The following is a 17,443-nucleotide window of genomic DNA, read 5'->3' as shown; positions in this document are numbered from 1 at the left end:
TGGTGCGCCCCGGGGTTGAATGAAGGCACCCGGGTGCTGCGGAGATACCTATGAGCGCGCTCTATATGCTGGTCGGCACCCTAGTTGCGTTGGGTGTGCTGGTGACCTTTCACGAATTCGGCCACTTCTGGGTCGCCCGCCGCTGTGGGGTGAAGGTACTGCGGTTTTCAGTGGGGTTCGGTACGCCACTGGTGCGCTGGTCGGACAAGCAGGGCACGGAATATGTAGTGGCGGCCATTCCCTTGGGCGGCTACGTGAAAATGCTGGACGAGCGTGAGGCCGAGGTCCCGGTCGAGCAGTTGAACGAAGCGTTCAACCGTAAGCCGGTTCACCAGCGTATCGCCATCGTTGCAGCCGGCCCCATTGCCAACTTCCTGCTGGCCATCGTGTTTTTCTGGTTCATTGCCATGCTGGGCAGCGAGCAGGTACGCCCTGTGATCGGCGCCATTGAAAGCGGCAGCCTGGCAGCCAGCGCAGGCCTGCAGCCTGGCCAGGAAATAACGTCCATCGACGGCGAACCTGTAACAGGGTGGTCCGGCGTGAACATGGAATTGGTACGGCGGTTAGGCGAAACAGGCCGGCTGCAAGTAGGTGTGGTCAGCGATGGCGCTACCAGTGTTCACGACCTGAACCTAGTGGCGTGGCTCAAGGGCAGTGACGAGCCAGACCCTGTGCGCTCACTGGGCATTCGGCCCTGGCGGCCCGTGCTGGCGCCCGTATTGGCAGAAGTCGAGCCAACGGGGCCTGCCCATGCGGCAGGGCTGAAGTCAGGGGACCGGCTGGTTTCCCTCGACAACGTAGCATTGGCGGACTGGCAGCAGGTGGTAGATGCGGTGCGTCAGCGCCCTGGCAAGCAGGTGCTGCTGCACATCGAGCGGGAAGGGCAGGGGCTCGACGTGCCAGTGAACCTGGCCAGCAAAGGGGAAGGTGAAGCAGCTACCGGCTACCTGGGGGCGGGGGTAGCAGCAGGGGCCTGGCCACCGGAAATGCTGCGTGAAGTACGGTTCGGCCCGCTGGACGGCTTTGTCGAAGGCGCCCGCCGCACCTGGGAGATGAGCGTTCTGACCCTTGATTCGCTGAAGAAAATGCTCTTTGGCGAGCTCTCGGTAAAAAACTTGAGTGGACCGATAACCATTGCTAAAGTGGCGGGCGCTTCGGCCCAGTCGGGCCTTGGGGATTTCCTGAACTTCCTGGCTTATCTGAGTATCAGCCTGGGGGTTCTCAATCTGCTGCCCATTCCTGTCCTGGATGGGGGGCATCTGCTGTTCTACCTGATCGAATGGGTCAGGGGTCGCCCGGTTTCAGACCGGGTACAGGGCTGGGGGGTTCAGATCGGTATCAGCCTGGTGGTGGGCGTCATGCTCCTCGCGTTGATAAACGATCTGGGTCGGTTGTAATGAGTCGTACAATTGCGAACCTGCCGCCTATGCGGCAGTTTGTTTATTGCCAGTTGGAATAAGAAAGGACTTCATGAAACGTCTGCTGCTTACTGCGGTGCTGTCCGCACTGATGGTCACCGAAGTTCACGCCGAGTCCTTCACCATCTCCGATATCCGAGTCAATGGCCTGCAACGCGTCTCTGCTGGCAGCGTCTTCGGCGCCTTGCCCCTGAACGTGGGCGAGCAGGCTGACGACAGCAAGCTGGTGGATTCCACACGCGCGCTGTTCAAGACCGGCTTCTTCCAGGACATTCAACTGGGCCGTGATGGCAACGTCCTGGTGATCAACGTGGTGGAGCGGCCATCGGTTGCCAGCATCGAGATCGAGGGCAACAAGGCTATTTCGACCGAAGACCTGCTCAAGGGCTTGAAACAGTCCGGCCTGGCCGAAGGCGAAATCTTCCAGCGCGCCACCCTTGAAGGCGTGCGTAACGAGCTTCAGCGCCAGTACGTGGCCCAGGGTCGTTATTCGGCCACGGTAGACACCGAGGTGGTCACCCAGCCACGCAACCGCGTAGGCCTGAAGATCAAGATCAACGAAGGCACGGTCGCGGCCATCCAGCACATCAACGTGGTGGGCAATACCGTGTTCCCCGAAGACGACCTGGTCGACCTCTTCGAACTGAAAACCACCAACTGGCTGTCGTTCTTCAAGAACGACGACAAGTATGCGCGCGAAAAACTGTCGGGTGACCTTGAGCGGCTGCGTTCCTACTACCTGGACCGCGGCTACATCAACATGGACATCGCGTCCACCCAGGTGTCGATCACGCCAGACAAGAAACACGTCTACATCACGGTCAACGTGAACGAAGGCGAAAAGTACAAGGTGCGTGACGTCAAGCTCAGTGGTGACCTGAAGGTCCCCGAGGACCAGATCAAGGACCTGCTGCTGGTCAAGCCGGGCCAGGTGTTCTCGCGCAAGGTCATGACCTCTACCTCGGAACTGATCACTCGCCGTTTGGGCAACGAAGGCTATACCTTTGCCAACGTCAACGGCGTGCCGCAGCCTCATGATGACGATCACACCGTAGACATCACGTTCGCGGTAGACCCCGGCAAGCGCGCGTATGTGAACCGTGTGAATTTCCGCGGCAACACCAAGACCGATGACGAAGTGCTGCGCCGTGAAATGCGCCAGATGGAAGGGGGCTGGGCGTCCACCTACCTCATCGACCAGTCCAAGACGCGCCTGGAGCGTTTGGGCTACTTCAAGGAAGTGAACGTCGAAACACCGGCGGTGCCTGGCACTGATGACCAGGTGGACGTGAACTACACCGTCGAAGAACAACCTTCCGGCTCGATCACCGCCAGCGTGGGCTTTGCCCAGAGCGCCGGCTTGATCCTGGGCGGTTCGATCAGCCAGAGCAACTTCCTGGGCTCAGGCAACAAGGTCAGCATCGGCCTTACCCGTTCCGAATACCAGAGCCGCTACAACTTCAGCTTCGTGGACCCTTACTACACGCCAGACGGCGTGAGCCTGGGCTACAACGCCTTCTACCGTAAAACCGACTACGATGACCTCGACGTCGACGTGGCCAGCTATGCCGTGGATAGCCTGGGTGCCGGCCTGAACTTCGGCTACCCCATCAGCGAAACCTCGCGCCTTACCTTCGGCCTTACCGTGCAGAAGGATGAGATCAACACCGGCACCTATACTGTTGGCGAGATCTACGACTTCATCGAGCGTGAAGGCGATAGCTTCACCAACTTCAAGGCGTCCGTCGGCTGGTCGGACTCCACCCTGAACCGCGGCACGTTGCCAACCCGTGGCCATTCCCAGAGCCTGACCCTGGAAACCACCACGCCGGGTAGCGACCTGTCCTTCTACAAGGTGGATTACCGTGGGCAGCTGTTCACGCCGGTCACTGAGAACTACACGCTGCGCTTCCATACCGAGCTGGGTTATGGCGACGGCTATGGTTCAACCGATGGCCTGCCGTTCTACGAGAACTACTACGCCGGTGGCTTCAACTCCGTGCGCGGCTTCAAGGACAGCACCCTGGGCCCACGCAGCACAGCGGCTATCAATGACCCGGACCAGGATTCCCTGGCCTTCGGTGGTAACGTAATGATCACCGGTGGTGCCGAAGTGCTCTTCCCGATGCCGTTCGTGAAGGATCAGAAGTCCTTGCGTACCTCGCTGTTCTGGGACGTGGGCAATGTGTTCGATTCCAAGTGCCAGTACACCACCAAGAGCGCTCAATACCCGGTCAACACCAAAGACTGCGGTTCCATTGACTTCTCCAACATGGCGTCGTCTGTAGGCTTGGGTGTCACTTGGATCACCGCCCTTGGCCCGTTGAGCTTCAGCCTGGCAATGCCAGTGAAAAAGCCCGACGAAGCCGAAACCCAGATCTTCCAATTCTCGCTGGGGCAGACGTTCTAAGCGTCGCTCCCTGGTACCTTCACAACGACTTCGCAGGAGTTCTACTGTGCGCAAGCTGACTCAACTGGTTATCGTGGCCGCGGCTCTGTTCGCAACCCCGGCCTTCGCAGAAATGAAAATTGCCGTGCTGAACTATCAGATGGCCCTGCTCGAATCGGACGCGGCCAAGAAGTACGCGGTTGATGCAGAGAAGAAGTTCGGCCCCCAGCTGACCAAACTCAAAAGCCTGGAAAGCAGTGCCAAAGACATCCAGGACCAACTGGTCAAGGGTGGAGACAAAATGCAGCAGCCTCAGCGCGAGCGCTTGGAGCTTGATTTCAAGCAAAAAGCTCGCGACTTCCAGTTCCAGTCCAAGGAACTGAACGAAGCCAAGGCCTCGGCTGACCGTGACATGCTCAAGGTGCTCAAGCCCAAGCTGGATCAGGCGGTAGAAGGCGTGATCAAGTCCGGTGGTTTTGACTTGGTGCTTGAGCGCGGCGCAGTCATCGATGTCAAGCCTCAGTACGACATCACTCGCCAGGTCATCGAGCGCATGAACCAGACGAAGTGATGATGACGCCTAGCCTTACCCTCGGCGAGATCGCCGATACCCTGGGGGCCGACATTGTCGGCGCCCGAGGGCAACTGATCGATGGGCTGGCCACCTTGCAGGAGGCCGGCCCTTCTCAGCTGAGCTTTCTGGCCAACCCCCAGTACCGCAAGCACCTGGCGACCACGCAGGCGGGCGCGGTGCTGCTCAAGCGCGAGGATGCCGAAGGCTTCCAGGGCAATGCCCTGGTGGTGCCAGACCCTTACCTGGCATACGCACGCATCTCTCACCGGTTCGACCCAAAGCCCCGAGCCCCGGCAGGTATTCATCCCAGCGCGGTAGTGGCCCCTGATGCGCAGGTAGACCCTACTGCCAGCGTAGGTCCGTTCGTGGTAATCGACAGTGGCGCGGTCATTGGTGCAGGTGTAACGCTGAGTGCCCATTGCGTCATTGGTGCCCGCAGCGTGGTAGGTGAGGGTGGCTGGCTGGCGCCTCGCGTAACGCTTTATCACGATGTGCGCATCGGTAAGCGGGTGGTTATACAGTCGGGTGCCGTCATTGGCGGTGAAGGGTTCGGGTTCGCCAACGAGAAAGGCGTATGGCAGAAAATCGCCCAGGTCGGTGGTGTCACCCTAGGGGATGATGTGGAAATCGGTGTGAATACCGCCGTGGACCGCGGCGCGCTGGCCGATACCCTGATCGGTAATGGCGTGAAACTGGATAACCAGATCCAGATCGCCCATAACGTACAGGTGGGTGACCACACGGCCATGGCCGCCTGTGTAGGCATTTCAGGAAGCAGCAAGATCGGCAAGCATTGCATGCTGGCAGGCGGGGTCGGCCTGGTTGGCCATATAGAGCTGTGCGACAACGTCTTCGTAACAGGTATGACCATGGTCACGCGGTCCATTACCGAGCCAGGGGCCTACTCCTCTGGTACGGCCATGCAACCGGCTGCCGAATGGCGCAAAAGCGCAGCGCGTATCCGCCAGCTGGACGACATGTACCGTCGCCTTGCCCAGGCAGAAAAGCGAATCGAGGCGGTGACCCGGGCCAGTGACGGATCATCAGATGGCTGATCGCTTTTCAATGTCAGTTGCGCATCACCGCTAGACGGCGCTGCTGAAGCAAAGGAGTGCCGCACCTGGCAACCCGCGGGCTTGGGCGCTCTCCCTCTTTTATACAGGCTTTCCCCCGATATGATGGACATCAACGAGATTCGCGAATACCTGCCGCATCGCTACCCCTTCCTGCTGGTGGATCGGGTGGTAGAACTGGATGTAGAAAGCCAGCGCATTCGCGCCTACAAGAATGTCAGCATTAATGAGCCTTTCTTCAACGGTCATTTTCCTGCCCACCCAATCATGCCCGGTGTGCTGATTATCGAGGCCATGGCTCAGGCTGCGGGTATCCTCGGGTTCAAGATGCTGGATGTGAAACCGGCTGATGGCACCCTGTACTACTTCGTGGGCTCGGACAAGCTTCGCTTCCGTCAGCCAGTTACACCGGGGGACCAGCTGATTCTGGAGGCGCGTTTCATCAGTTGCAAACGGCAGATCTGGAAGTTCGATTGCAGCGCTTCCGTAGACGGCAAGCCGGTATGCTCGGCCGAAATCATCTGCGCGGAACGCAAACTATGAGCTTGATCGACCCTCGTGCAATCATCGACCCTTCAGCCGTACTGGCTGAGGGCGTCGAGGTGGGCCCGTGGTCGATCGTCGGCGCAGGGGTTGAAATCGGCGAGGGGACGATCATCGGCCCCCACGTAGTGCTGCGTGGGCCCACGCGTATTGGTCGCCACAACCGTATCTACCAGTTCTCATCCATCGGTGAGGACACGCCAGACCGCAAGTACAAGGGTGAGGCGACCCGTCTGGTCATTGGCGACCATAACGTTATACGGGAAGGCGTCACTATTCATCGCGGAACGATACAGGACCGGTTTGAAACGACCTTGGGTGATCACAACCTGATCATGGCCTATGCCCACATCGGGCACGACAGCGTAATCGGCAACCATTGTATTCTGGTCAACAATGTCGCGCTGGCCGGGCACGTGCACGTAGGTGACTGGGCCATACTCTCTGGCTATACCCTGGTGCATCAGTACTGCCATATCGGCCCCCACAGCTTTTCAGGCATGGGCACGGCCATTGGCAAGGACGTTCCTGCCTTCGTCACGGTATCTGGCAACCCTGCCGAAGCGCGCAGCATGAATTTCGAAGGCATGCGCCGGCGCAACTTCAGTGACACCACCATTCATCAGTTACGCAACGCCTATAAAGTTGTGTACCGCCAGGGGCTGACCATTGAGCAGGCGCTGGCGTTGCTGGAAGAGCCCAGCCAGGCCTGCCCCGAAGTGGCCCTGTTCGCAGCGTCCATTCGCGAAGCCACGCGCGGTATCACCCGCTGATGCCTGCGCCCCTCTGCGTTGCACTGGTAGCAGGTGAGGCAAGCGGCGATATTCTTGGCGCTGGCTTGATGCGTGCCTTGAAAGCCCGGCACCCCGATGTGCGCTTTATTGGTGTGGGCGGCCCATTAATGGAAGCCCAAGGGCTTGCGTCCTATTTCCCCATGGAGCGCTTGGCGGTCATGGGGCTGGTGGAAGTGCTGGGCCGCCTGCGTGAACTGCTGGCGCGGCGCAAGCTATTGATCCAGACCTTGCTGGACGCGCGCCCGGATGTCTTCATCGGTATCGATGCACCGGACTTCACCCTTGCCATTGAGGCACGTATGCACCAAGCGGGCATCAAGGCGGTGCATTACGTTAGCCCGTCCGTGTGGGCCTGGCGGCAGAAGCGTGTGCTGAAGATCCGCGAAGGCTGCGACCTGATGCTGACGCTGTTCCCCTTCGAGGCCAGGTTCTACGAAGAGCAGGGCGTACCTGTAAAGTTCGTGGGCCATTCGCTGGCAGACCAGATTCCCTTGCAGGCAGACCGCAGCCAGGCCAGGCAGGCCATCGGCTTGCCCCTTGAAGGGCAGGTGGTAGCGCTGATGCCGGGTAGCCGAGGGGGCGAGGTGCGCCGGTTGGGCGGCCTGTTCTTTGAAACCGCCGAGCGCCTGCTGGCAGCCCGCCCAGGCCTGCGCTTTGTGCTGCCTTGTGCCAGCCCGCAACGCCGTGTGCAGCTTGAGGAAGCACTGGGTGACCGGTCTTTGCCCATCACTTGGTTGGATGGGCAGTCCCACGCGGCGCTTGCTGCCTGTGACGCGGTATTGATCGCCTCAGGTACCGCTACGCTTGAAGCGCTGCTGTACAAGCGCCCGATGGTTGTGGCCTACCGCCTGGCACCCTTGACCTGGTGGATACTCAAGCGCATGGTCACCAGTCCCTATATATCCTTGCCCAACCTGCTGGCCCAGCGCGCCCTGGTGCCTGAAATACTGCAGGATGCCGCCACCCCTGAGGCGTTGGCCGAGGCTCTCCTGCCTTTGCTGGACCAGCCTCAGGTACAGACGGCGGCGTTCGATGCCATTCACCACACGCTTCGTCAGGACGCTTCCAACCAGGCGGCCGAAGCGGTGCTGCAACTGCTGGCACGTTGACCGGGAACACCACATGAAACCGACACAATTACAGATGGGCCTGGATTACACCCTGGTCGAAGAGCTGGTCTGCGGCGTGGATGAAGTAGGCCGTGGCCCCCTATGTGGGGCTGTGGTCACGGCAGCAGTCATTCTGGACCCTGCTCGTCCTATCCTCGGCCTGAACGACTCCAAGAAGCTCACCGAGGCAAGGCGCGAAGCGCTGTACGAAGAGATCATCGAAAAGGCGCTCAGCTGGAGCATCGCCCGGGCCGAGGTCGACGAAATAGACCGGTTGAACATCCTGCACGCTACCATGCTGGCCATGCAGCGAGCGGTGGCCGGCTTGCATATCACGCCACGCATGGCGTTGATCGATGGCAACCGGTGCCCTGTGCTCGCCGTCCCCAGCGCCCCGGTTATCCAGGGCGACGCTAAAGTGCCCGCCATCGCAGCGGCTTCCATTCTTGCCAAGGTCAGCCGAGACCGTGAAATGACAGCCTTCGAGCTGATCTATCCCGGTTACGGCCTGGGCGGGCACAAAGGCTATGCCACGGCCGTCCATCTGGAAGCCTTGGCCCGGTTAGGGCCTACGCCTATCCACCGGCGCTCGTTTGCGCCCGTGCGTGCGGCCTTCGAAGCCCGCGACGCAGGCTTTGCCCAAGCCTGACGCCTGAGCGGCGGCTGCAATCGCGCGCTGCCACCGGTACACTGCCCCGCTATCGTTTTCTAAGCCAACGGAACGTCCATGTCGGTTTCTTTCGTACACCTTCGCCTGCACACCGAATACTCCCTGGTAGACGGGCTGGTACGGATCAAGCCGCTGGTCAAATCCCTGGCGGCCATGAACATGCCGGCGGTCGCAGTCACCGACCACAGCAACATGTGCGCGCTGGTGAAGTTCTACAAAGCTGCCATGGGCGCAGGTATCAAGCCCATCTGCGGCACCGACCTCTGGCTGGCCGGGGCCGGGGCGGACTCCCCACTAAGCCGTATCTCACTGCTGGCCATGAATGCCCAGGGCTACCGGAATATCACTGAGCTGATCTCGCGCGGCTACATTGAAGGCCAGCGCAACGGCCTCATCATCATTGAACGCGAGTGGGTAGCCCAGGCCAGCGAGGGCGTTATCGCCCTGTCCTGCGCCAGAGAAGGGGAAATCGGCCAGGCTTTGCTGGGCAATGATCCAGCCCAGGCAGAAACGTTGCTGCGCCACTGGATGAGTGTGTTCCCAGACCGTTTCTACGTGGAAGTGCAGCGCACCAACCGGGCAGGCGATGAAGACTACCTGCATGCCGCCGTTGCCCTGGCTGATCGCGTAGGTGCCCCGCTGGTGGCCACCAACGACGTACGCTTCATCAAGGCCGAAGACTTCGACGCTCACGAAACACGCGTGTGCATTGGCGAAGGCCGTGCCTTGGACGATCCCCGCCGGTCGCGTAACTACAGTGACCAGCAGTACCTCAAAAGCCCGGAAGAAATGGCCGAGCTGTTCAGCGACCTGCCCGACGCCCTGCAAAACACGGTGGAAATCGCCAAACGTTGCAATATCGAGGTGAAGCTAGGCACGCACTTCCTGCCGGACTACCCCATCCCCGATGGCATGACCATCGATGAGTATTTCCGCAAAGTGTCTTTCGATGGCCTGGAAGAACGCCTGAGCGTGCTACTGCCCAAGGACACGACCGAGGACTACGACGCCAAACGCCAGGTGTACGTAGACCGGCTCAATTTCGAGCTGGATATCATCATCCAGATGGGGTTCCCTGGTTACTTCCTGATCGTGATGGATTTCATCCAGTGGGCCAAGAACAACGGCGTGCCGGTAGGCCCTGGCCGAGGGTCGGGCGCGGGCTCCCTGGTGGCCTACGTGCAGAAGATCACCGACCTGGACCCGCTCGAATATGACCTGCTGTTCGAACGCTTCCTGAACCCGGAACGGGTGTCCATGCCCGACTTCGACGTGGACTTCTGCATGGACGGCCGCGACCGCGTAATCGACTATGTGGCTGACAAGTACGGCCGCAACGCGGTCAGCCAGATCATTACCTTCGGTTCCATGGCCGCCAAGGCCGTGGTGCGGGACGTGGCGCGGGTACAGGGCAAAAGCTACGGGCTGGCCGACCGCCTGTCCAAGATGATCCCGTTCGAAGTGGGGATGACCCTGCAAAAGGCCTTCGAGCAGGAAGAAATGCTTCGGGACTTCCTGGCCACCGACGAGGAGGCCGCCGAAATCTGGGCCATGGCCCTCAAGCTTGAAGGCATTACTCGTAACGTGGGCAAGCACGCCGGTGGCGTGGTGATCGCGCCGACCAAGCTGACGGATTTCTCGCCCATCTACTGCGACGAGGCCGGCGATGGCCTGGTAACCCAGTTCGACAAGGACGATGTGGAAGCCGCCGGCCTGGTGAAGTTCGACTTCCTGGGGCTGCGAACCCTGACCATCATCGACTGGGCGCTGCGCACCATTAACCGCGACCGCGCCAAGGTAAACGAGCCGCCGCTGGACATCGCGTTCATTCCGCTGGACGACAAGCCGACCTACAGCCTGCTGCAGAAGGCCGAAACCACGGCGGTTTTCCAGCTTGAATCCCGTGGCATGAAAGAGCTGATCAAAAAGCTTAAGCCAGACTGCCTGGAAGACCTGATCGCTTTGGTGGCACTGTTCCGCCCAGGCCCGCTGCAGTCGGGCATGGTGGACGACTTCATCAACCGCAAGCACGGCCGCGCCGAACTGGCGTACCCACACCCGGACTACCAGTACGAAGGGCTCAAGCCCGTGTTGGCCCCCACCTACGGCATTATCCTGTACCAGGAACAGGTGATGCAGATCGCCCAGGTGATGGCAGGCTACACCCTTGGTGGTGCCGACATGCTGCGCCGGGCCATGGGTAAGAAAAAACCCGAAGAAATGGCCAAGCAGCGCGGTGGTTTCATCGAGGGCTGTGCCAACAACAACATCGATGCAGACCTGGCTGGCAACATCTTCGACCTGGTGGAAAAGTTCGCCGGCTACGGCTTCAACAAGTCTCACTCGGCAGCCTACGGCCTTGTGTCGTACCAGACCGCCTGGCTCAAGACCCACTACCCCGCGCCCTTCATGGCGGCAGTGCTGTCAGCAGATATGCACAACACGGACAAGGTGGTCACGCTGATCGAGGAAGTGCGCAGCATGAAGCTGCGCCTGGACGCCCCGGACGTGAACACCTCGGACTTCAAGTTCACCGTGAATGATGACGGCCGCATCCTGTATGGCCTGGGCGCGATCAAGGGTGTAGGGGAGGGGCCGGTAGAAGCCATCGTGGAATCGCGTGCCGGTGGGCCGTTCAAGGACCTGTTCGACTTCTGTGCACGGGTAGACCTCAAGCGTATCAACAAGCGCACGCTGGACGCCCTGGTTCGTAGCGGCGCTCTGGATCGCCTTGGGCCGCACTTCCATGACGAGCCCAAAGCTTACCAAGCCACTATCGACCGTAACCGTGCAGTGCTGCTGGCGGCCATGGAAGAGGCTATCAAGTCGGCCGAACAAACGGCCCGTACCCAGGACAGCGGCCATGTGGACCTGTTTGGTGGCGTGTTTGCCGATACCGAGGCCGACGTGTACGCCAACTACGGGAAAGCGCGCGCCTTGTCGCTCAAGGAACGCCTCAAAGGCGAGAAGGACACCCTCGGGCTGTACCTGACCGGGCACCCGATCGATGAATATGAAACCGAAATCCGCCGCTTTGCCCGCCAGCGCATCATCGACTTGAAGCCAGCACGGGATACACAGACCGTTGCAGGCATGGTGGTCGCGCTACGGGTCATGAAAAACAAAAAGGGCGACAAGATGGGGTTCATCACCCTGGACGACCGCTCCGGGCGCATCGAGGCCTCCTTGTTTGCCGATGCCTTCCATGGCGCACAAGCCCTGCTGCAAACCGACACGGTGGTGGTGGTTGAGGGCGAGGTGAGCAATGACGATTTTTCCGGCGGCCTGCGCCTTCGGGTAAAACGTGTGCTAAGCATGGAAGATGCCCGTACCCAGCTGGCCGAAAGCCTGCGCCTGAAAGTGGACATCAAGGCGCTGGCCGGTGACCGTATCAACTGGCTGGGCACCCTGATCAACAAGCACCGGGGTGCCTGCCCGATCACCTTGGATTACACCTCCAGCGAGGCCCGGGCGCTGCTTCAGTTTGGCGAGCAATGGCGTATCGACCCGGCAGACAGCCTTATCCAGGCCCTGCGTGACCAGTTTGGGCGGGAGAACGTCTTTTTGAATTATCGTTGAACCAGGGCGAGTGACCCTGCCTCAGCCTGCGCTCTGGCCAGATCAGCACGCGCATTATTTTTTTACATCTCGACCTCAAGGCGCCACTTCCGTATGGTATGGCGCCAAACGGATCAACCGGCCAACTGGCCGTCGACCCTAGACGGAAGCCTATGAACCCGAATTTCCTGGATTTCGAACAGCCAATCGCTGACCTGCAAGCCAAGATCGAAGAGCTGCGCCTTGTCGGCAACGACAACTCGCTCAACATCAGCGATGAGATCTCTCGCCTTCAGGAAAAGAGCAGTACGCTGACCGAGAGCATTTTCGGCAACCTGACCAGCTGGCAGATCGCTCGCCTGGCGCGTCACCCGCGCCGGCCCTACACCCTGGATTACATCCCGCAGCTCTTCACCGAATTCGAAGAACTGCACGGTGACCGTCACTTCTCCGACGACGCGGCCATCGTTGGCGGTACGGCGCGGCTCGATGGTCAGCCTGTCATGGTGATCGGCCATCAGAAGGGCCGTGAGGTTCGCGAGAAGGTACGCCGCAACTTCGGCATGCCGCGGCCTGAAGGTTATCGCAAGGCCTGCCGCCTGATGGAAATGGCCGAGCGCTTCAAGATGCCCATCCTGACCTTCATCGACACTCCAGGTGCCTACCCAGGTATCGATGCCGAAGAGCGTAACCAGAGCGAGGCCATTGCCTGGAACCTGCGCGTGATGGCCCGCCTTAAAACGCCTATTATCGCGACCGTGATTGGCGAAGGCGGGTCTGGTGGTGCGTTGGCCATCGGCGTGTGCGACCAGCTCAACATGCTGCAGTACTCTACCTATTCGGTGATCTCGCCTGAGGGCTGCGCGTCCATCCTGTGGAAAACCGCTGACAAGGCGCCCGACGCTGCCGAAGCCATGGGCATCACGGCTGAGCGCCTCAAGGGCCTGGGTATCGTGGACAAAGTGATCGATGAGCCCCTGGGTGGTGCGCACCGCGACCTGAACAAGGTCTCCCAGACCCTGCAGGCTTCGCTTATCGAGCAGTTGGACATGCTCAAGGGAATGGACAGCAAAGCCCTGCTCGACCGCCGTTACCAGCGGCTGATGAGCTACGGCCTGTAACCCCCTGCCTGCCGTGCTCTTTAAGGGTACGGCTGGCCTGGTGGCGTTCCTGTGAACCTTGCCGAGCACGTACTCGCTTGCCTTCACCCTTGGCGTGATGCCCCCGGTTGGGTCGTCGCGCTGTCGGGTGGCCTGGACTCCACGGTCTTGCTGCATGCCCTTGCCACGCTTTCTCGCGAGCATGCCTTGCCCCCTATCCGGGCCATCCACGTTCACCACGGCTTGCAAGCGGTCGCGCAGGGTTGGCCTGCCCACTGCGCCAGGCTGTGCGAAACCTTAGGCATCCCTTTCCAAACCCTGGCGGTACAGGTTGCGCCTGACGCCAGCCTGGAACAGGCCGCCCGGCAGGCGCGCTATGCTGCCTTGGGTGCTGCGCTGGGCGAACGTGAGGTGCTGCTGACCGGGCAACACCAGGACGACCAGGCAGAAACCCTGCTGTTACGGCTGCTGCGTGGGGCAGGGGTACGGGGCGCCGCCGCCATGCCCAGCCATCGCCTATTGGGGCGTGGCACGCTGTACCGCCCTCTGCTCGATGTCAGCCGAACGGTGCTGGAAGGCTACGCCAAAGGCCAAGGCTTGAGCTGGATAGACGATCCGTCCAACAAGGACCATCGCCATCAGCGCAATTACCTGCGGCATGATGTCATCCCCCGCCTAACCTCATGCTGGCCAGCGGCTTCGCAAAACCTTGCCCGTAGTGCTGGGCATTTCGCCCAGGCCCTGGACCTGCTTGAAGCCGTGGCGCTGGACGACCTTGCGCCCGCATGCGACACCCCGCCTTTTCCCTGGCTGCCGCTGCCATCGTTGGCGCTGGCGCCCTTGCGGGCCCTGAGCGAGGCCCGCCAGCGTAATGCCTTGCAAACCTGGCTGGCGCCGTTGACGCGGCTGCCAGACACCGCCCATTGGGCTGGGTGGTCAGCGGTGCGAGATGCGGGGGGCGATGCCCAGCCGCTCTGGGCATTGGCCGATGGCACCCTGTGCCGGGCAGGCGACCGTGTCTGGTGGCTAGCGGGTGCATGGCAGCACGTACCAGCGGCGCCCCCCGCCTGGGTAGATACAGCGGCGCCCTTGGCGCTCCCCGGCAATGGCAGCCTGTTCTGGGACGGCCCAGCCCTTTCTGGCGACCTTCAGGTGCGCTACCGCCAGGGGGGTGAACGCCTGGCGTTGGCGCATCGGCGCCGTGACCTCAAGCGCTTGCTCAATGAGGCAAGGGTCCCTGGTTTTGTTCGGGGCCGCCTGCCGCTGCTGTTTGCAGGCGGGCACTTGGTTGCTGTAGCGAACCTGCCAGCGTTGTCGTCCGTGCCGGGCCAGTTGCGCTGGCAGCCACCGACGGTTGACCGGGTGTTTGAGATGAAAGGCGCTTTCCGGTAGACTACCCTCCCTTCTTGATACAGCTTCTGCGCGTTCATGTAACCGCGGGCGCTGGCCGATTACCCGGCAGTCTTTGCCGTGCACTGTTCGAACCTGCAACACGCGCTTGTCGGCGGCTTTTAGCCGGCGAGCCCGGCTGTGGCATTCATCGGGCCTTGCACAGTAACGTCGCGGGTGTCGGGGTTCACGCTGGCGGGCACGGCCCCCACGTTGAGCTTTCCTTGCTTTCCCCGGCGGCTCCGACCGCTTTAACGCAGACTTCTAGGGTTTTTCATGACGCGTTACATCTTCGTCACGGGCGGTGTTGTTTCTTCATTGGGGAAAGGCATCGCTTCGGCATCCTTGGCGGCCATCCTGGAAGCGCGGGGGCTGAAGGTCACCATGCTCAAGCTGGATCCGTACATCAACGTCGATCCTGGCACCATGAGCCCCTTCCAGCATGGTGAAGTGTTCGTCACCCACGACGGCGCTGAAACCGACCTGGACCTGGGTCACTACGAGCGGTTCATCCGCACCACCATGACCCAGAACAACAACTTCACCACCGGCCGTGTGTACGAGCACGTACTGCGCAAGGAGCGCCGTGGTGATTACCTGGGCGCCACCATCCAGGTGATCCCCCACATCACCGACGAAATCAAGCGCCGCATCATCAAGGGTGCCGGTGACGCGGACGTGGCCCTGGTGGAAATCGGCGGCACGGTCGGGGACATCGAATCCCAGCCGTTCCTGGAAGCCATCCGCCAGTTGCGCGTTGAAGTCGGCGCACGCCGTGCCATGCTCATGCACCTTACCCTGGTGCCCTACATCGCTACGGCGGGCGAAACCAAGACCAAGCCAACCCAGCATTCCGTGAAGGAACTGCGCTCCATCGGCCTTCAGCCTGATGTACTTATCTGCCGTTCCGACCACCCGGTGGACGCGTCATCGCGTCGCAAGATCGCCTTGTTCACCAACGTGGAAGAGCGCGCCGTCATTTCCTTGGAAGACGTGGACACCATCTACAAGATTCCAGGCGTACTGCATGCCCAGGGCCTGGACGACTTCGTAGTGGAGCGCTTCGGCTTGCAGTGCGGCAGCGCAGACCTGGCCGAATGGGACAAGGTCATCGATGCCAAGCTCAACCCCGAGCATGAAGTGACCATCGCCATGGTCGGCAAGTACATGGAATTGCTGGATGCCTACAAGTCGCTGATCGAAGCGATGAGCCACGCCGGTATCCAGAACCGTACCCGTGTAAACCTGCGCTATATCGACTCCGAAGACATCGAGAACCAGGGCACCGGCCTGCTGGAGGGCGTCGACGCCATTCTGGTACCCGGCGGGTTTGGCCTGCGGGGCGTGGAAGGCAAGATTCGCGCAGTACAGTTCGCCCGTGAAAACAAGGTGCCTTACCTGGGGATCTGCCTGGGCATGCAGGTGGCTGTCATCGAGTTCGCCCGTAATGTGCTGGGCTGGGCCGATGCCAACTCCACCGAGTTCGAGCGCAACAGCGGCCACCCGGTCGTGGGCCTGATTACCGAGTGGGAAGACGCCACTGGCGCGGTCGAAACCCGTACTGAAACGTCCGACCTGGGTGGCACCATGCGCCTGGGTGCTCAGGACTGCCTGCTTGAAGCCGGTTCCAAGGTACACGCCTGCTATCAGAAAGACGTGATCGTGGAGCGTCACCGCCACCGTTACGAAGTGAACAACAACCTGCTGCCTCAATTGGTAGACGCCGGGCTGGTGATCTCCGGCCGCTCTGGCGACGGTGCGCTGGTGGAAGTGGTGGAAGGCAATGACCACCCCTGGTTCGTCGCCTGTCAGTTCCACCCGGAATTCACGTCGACCCCACGTGATGGTCACCCGCTGTTCAGCGGCTTCGTCAAAGCGGCATTGGCACAACGGAACAAGGGCTGAACCATGGCACAGAAGACTATCCGCGTTGGCAACATCGAGCTGGCCAACGACAAGCCCATGGCACTGTTCGGCGGCATGAACGTGCTGGAGTCCCGTGACCTGGCCATGCAGATCTGCGAAGAGTACGTACGGGTCACCGAGAAGCTCGGCATTCCCTACGTGTTCAAGGCCAGCTTCGACAAGGCCAACCGTTCCTCGGTGACGTCCTACCGCGGCCCGGGCCTGGACGAAGGCCTGAAAATCTTCGAAGAGATCAAGAAAACCTTCAACGTGCCTGTGATCACCGACGTGCATGAGCCGCACCAGGCGGCGCCGGTGGCCGAGGTGTGCGACATCATCCAGCTGCCGGCCTTCCTGTCCCGGCAGACGGACCTGGTTGTGGCCATGGCCCGCACCAATGCCGTGATCAATATCAAGAAGGCCCAGTTCCTGGCACCCCAGGAAATGAAGCACATCCTCACCAAGTGTGAAGAGGCCGGCAATGACCAGCTTGTGTTGTGCGAGCGAGGGTCGAGCTTTGGCTACAACAACCTGGTCGTGGACATGCTGGGCTTTGGCATCATGAAGCAGTTCGAATACCCGGTGTTCTTCGATGTGACCCACTCGCTGCAAATGCCGGGTGGGCGTTCGGATTCCGCCGGGGGGCGGCGTGCTCAGGTGACCGACCTGGCCAAGGCCGGCATCAGCCAGGGGTTGGCCGGCTTGTTCCTGGAGGCCCACCCGGACCCGGACAATGCCCGTTGCGATGGCCCTTGTGCATTGCGCTTGAGCAAGCTGGAGCCGTTTTTGGCTCAGCTCAAGGCGCTCGATGAACTGGTCAAGCATTTCCCGATCATAGAGACCGCCTGACCGTCGTTCAGAGGGTCAGTACCGGCTTTCTCTGGTGTTGTGGTGGCTTAGGCCGCTTGCAGCGCCAAACCC

General features: G+C 60.9%; 13 protein-coding genes. All 13 read left to right on the top strand.

All coding sequences use genetic code 11. The annotated features are described in order from the left end of the window. The first annotated feature begins 50 nt into the window (after window positions 1–50). The 13 genes from rseP (at window position 51) to kdsA (ending at window position 17,371) form a co-directional block, all read left to right on the top strand. Entirely contained in the window at window positions 51–1,397 is a 1,347-nt protein-coding gene (gene rseP, locus HBH25_RS05145) for an RIP metalloprotease RseP (RefSeq protein WP_168082188.1), read from the top strand. Window positions 1,398–1,470: 73 nt separating this feature from the next. Beyond that, complete coding sequence (gene bamA, locus HBH25_RS05140; RefSeq protein ID WP_168082186.1) at window positions 1,471–3,828, top strand: outer membrane protein assembly factor BamA; 2,358 nt, start codon at window positions 1,471–1,473, stop codon at window positions 3,826–3,828. Between the two features lie 46 nt (window positions 3,829–3,874). Next, the gene (locus tag HBH25_RS05135) at window positions 3,875–4,378 is read left to right on the top strand and encodes an OmpH/Skp family outer membrane protein (protein ID WP_168082184.1); all 504 of its coding nucleotides are present in this window, start codon (window positions 3,875–3,877) and stop codon (window positions 4,376–4,378) included. Further along, window positions 4,375–5,436, top strand: coding sequence for a UDP-3-O-(3-hydroxymyristoyl)glucosamine N-acyltransferase (gene lpxD, locus HBH25_RS05130; RefSeq protein ID WP_195755874.1), 1,062 nt, complete (start codon window positions 4,375–4,377; stop codon window positions 5,434–5,436). The genes HBH25_RS05135 and lpxD overlap by 4 nt, the downstream gene beginning before the upstream one ends. A gap of 120 nt (window positions 5,437–5,556) precedes the next feature. Continuing rightward, entirely contained in the window at window positions 5,557–5,997 is a 441-nt protein-coding gene (gene fabZ, locus HBH25_RS05125) for a 3-hydroxyacyl-ACP dehydratase FabZ (protein ID WP_168082182.1), read from the top strand. Then, the gene (gene lpxA, locus HBH25_RS05120; protein WP_168082180.1) at window positions 5,994–6,770 is read left to right on the top strand and encodes an acyl-ACP--UDP-N-acetylglucosamine O-acyltransferase; all 777 of its coding nucleotides are present in this window, start codon (window positions 5,994–5,996) and stop codon (window positions 6,768–6,770) included. Before fabZ ends, lpxA begins: the two co-directional genes overlap by 4 nt. After that, the gene (gene lpxB / locus HBH25_RS05115; protein WP_168082178.1) at window positions 6,770–7,900 is read left to right on the top strand and encodes a lipid-A-disaccharide synthase; all 1,131 of its coding nucleotides are present in this window, start codon (window positions 6,770–6,772) and stop codon (window positions 7,898–7,900) included. Before lpxA ends, lpxB begins: the two co-directional genes overlap by 1 nt. Before the next feature lie 13 nt (window positions 7,901–7,913). Then, on the top strand, window positions 7,914–8,549 hold the full coding sequence (gene rnhB, locus HBH25_RS05110; RefSeq protein WP_168082176.1) for a ribonuclease HII: 636 nt from the start codon (window positions 7,914–7,916) through the stop codon (window positions 8,547–8,549). 78 nt (window positions 8,550–8,627) lie between these two features. Then, window positions 8,628–12,149: a DNA polymerase III subunit alpha gene (gene dnaE / locus HBH25_RS05105; RefSeq protein WP_168082174.1), complete on the top strand. Its 3,522-nt coding sequence runs from the start codon at window positions 8,628–8,630 to the stop codon at window positions 12,147–12,149. A gap of 152 nt (window positions 12,150–12,301) precedes the next feature. Then, window positions 12,302–13,249, top strand: a complete 948-nt coding sequence (locus HBH25_RS05100) for an acetyl-CoA carboxylase carboxyltransferase subunit alpha (RefSeq protein ID WP_168082172.1) — start codon at window positions 12,302–12,304, stop codon at window positions 13,247–13,249. 51 nt (window positions 13,250–13,300) lie between these two features. Further along, entirely contained in the window at window positions 13,301–14,620 is a 1,320-nt protein-coding gene (tilS, locus tag HBH25_RS05095; protein WP_168082170.1) for a tRNA lysidine(34) synthetase TilS, read from the top strand. A gap of 273 nt (window positions 14,621–14,893) precedes the next feature. Beyond that, a complete protein-coding gene (gene pyrG, locus HBH25_RS05090; protein WP_168082168.1) occupies window positions 14,894–16,522 on the top strand; it encodes a CTP synthase in 1,629 nt (542 codons plus the stop codon). A gap of 3 nt (window positions 16,523–16,525) precedes the next feature. Further along, a complete protein-coding gene (gene kdsA, locus HBH25_RS05085; RefSeq protein WP_168082166.1) occupies window positions 16,526–17,371 on the top strand; it encodes a 3-deoxy-8-phosphooctulonate synthase in 846 nt (281 codons plus the stop codon). Window positions 17,372–17,443 lie beyond the last annotated feature (72 nt).

It is taken from the genome of Pseudomonas quercus (assembly GCF_012033695.1).
In the GTDB taxonomy this organism is placed as follows: domain Bacteria; phylum Pseudomonadota; class Gammaproteobacteria; order Pseudomonadales; family Pseudomonadaceae; genus Aquipseudomonas; species Aquipseudomonas quercus.
This window is presented reverse-complemented; position numbering and strand designations above follow the sequence as displayed.

Coding starts and splice junctions, on each gene's coding strand:
- rseP (WP_168082188.1), top strand. CDS start 51: ATGAGCGCGCTCTATATGCTGGTCGGCACCCTAGTTGCGTTGGGTGTG.
- bamA (WP_168082186.1), top strand. CDS start 1,471: ATGAAACGTCTGCTGCTTACTGCGGTGCTGTCCGCACTGATGGTCACC.
- fabZ (WP_168082182.1), top strand. CDS start 5,557: ATGATGGACATCAACGAGATTCGCGAATACCTGCCGCATCGCTACCCC.
- lpxA (WP_168082180.1), top strand. CDS start 5,994: ATGAGCTTGATCGACCCTCGTGCAATCATCGACCCTTCAGCCGTACTG.
- lpxB (WP_168082178.1), top strand. CDS start 6,770: ATGCCTGCGCCCCTCTGCGTTGCACTGGTAGCAGGTGAGGCAAGCGGC.
- rnhB (WP_168082176.1), top strand. CDS start 7,914: ATGAAACCGACACAATTACAGATGGGCCTGGATTACACCCTGGTCGAA.
- dnaE (WP_168082174.1), top strand. CDS start 8,628: ATGTCGGTTTCTTTCGTACACCTTCGCCTGCACACCGAATACTCCCTG.
- HBH25_RS05100 (WP_168082172.1), top strand. CDS start 12,302: ATGAACCCGAATTTCCTGGATTTCGAACAGCCAATCGCTGACCTGCAA.
- pyrG (WP_168082168.1), top strand. CDS start 14,894: ATGACGCGTTACATCTTCGTCACGGGCGGTGTTGTTTCTTCATTGGGG.
- kdsA (WP_168082166.1), top strand. CDS start 16,526: ATGGCACAGAAGACTATCCGCGTTGGCAACATCGAGCTGGCCAACGAC.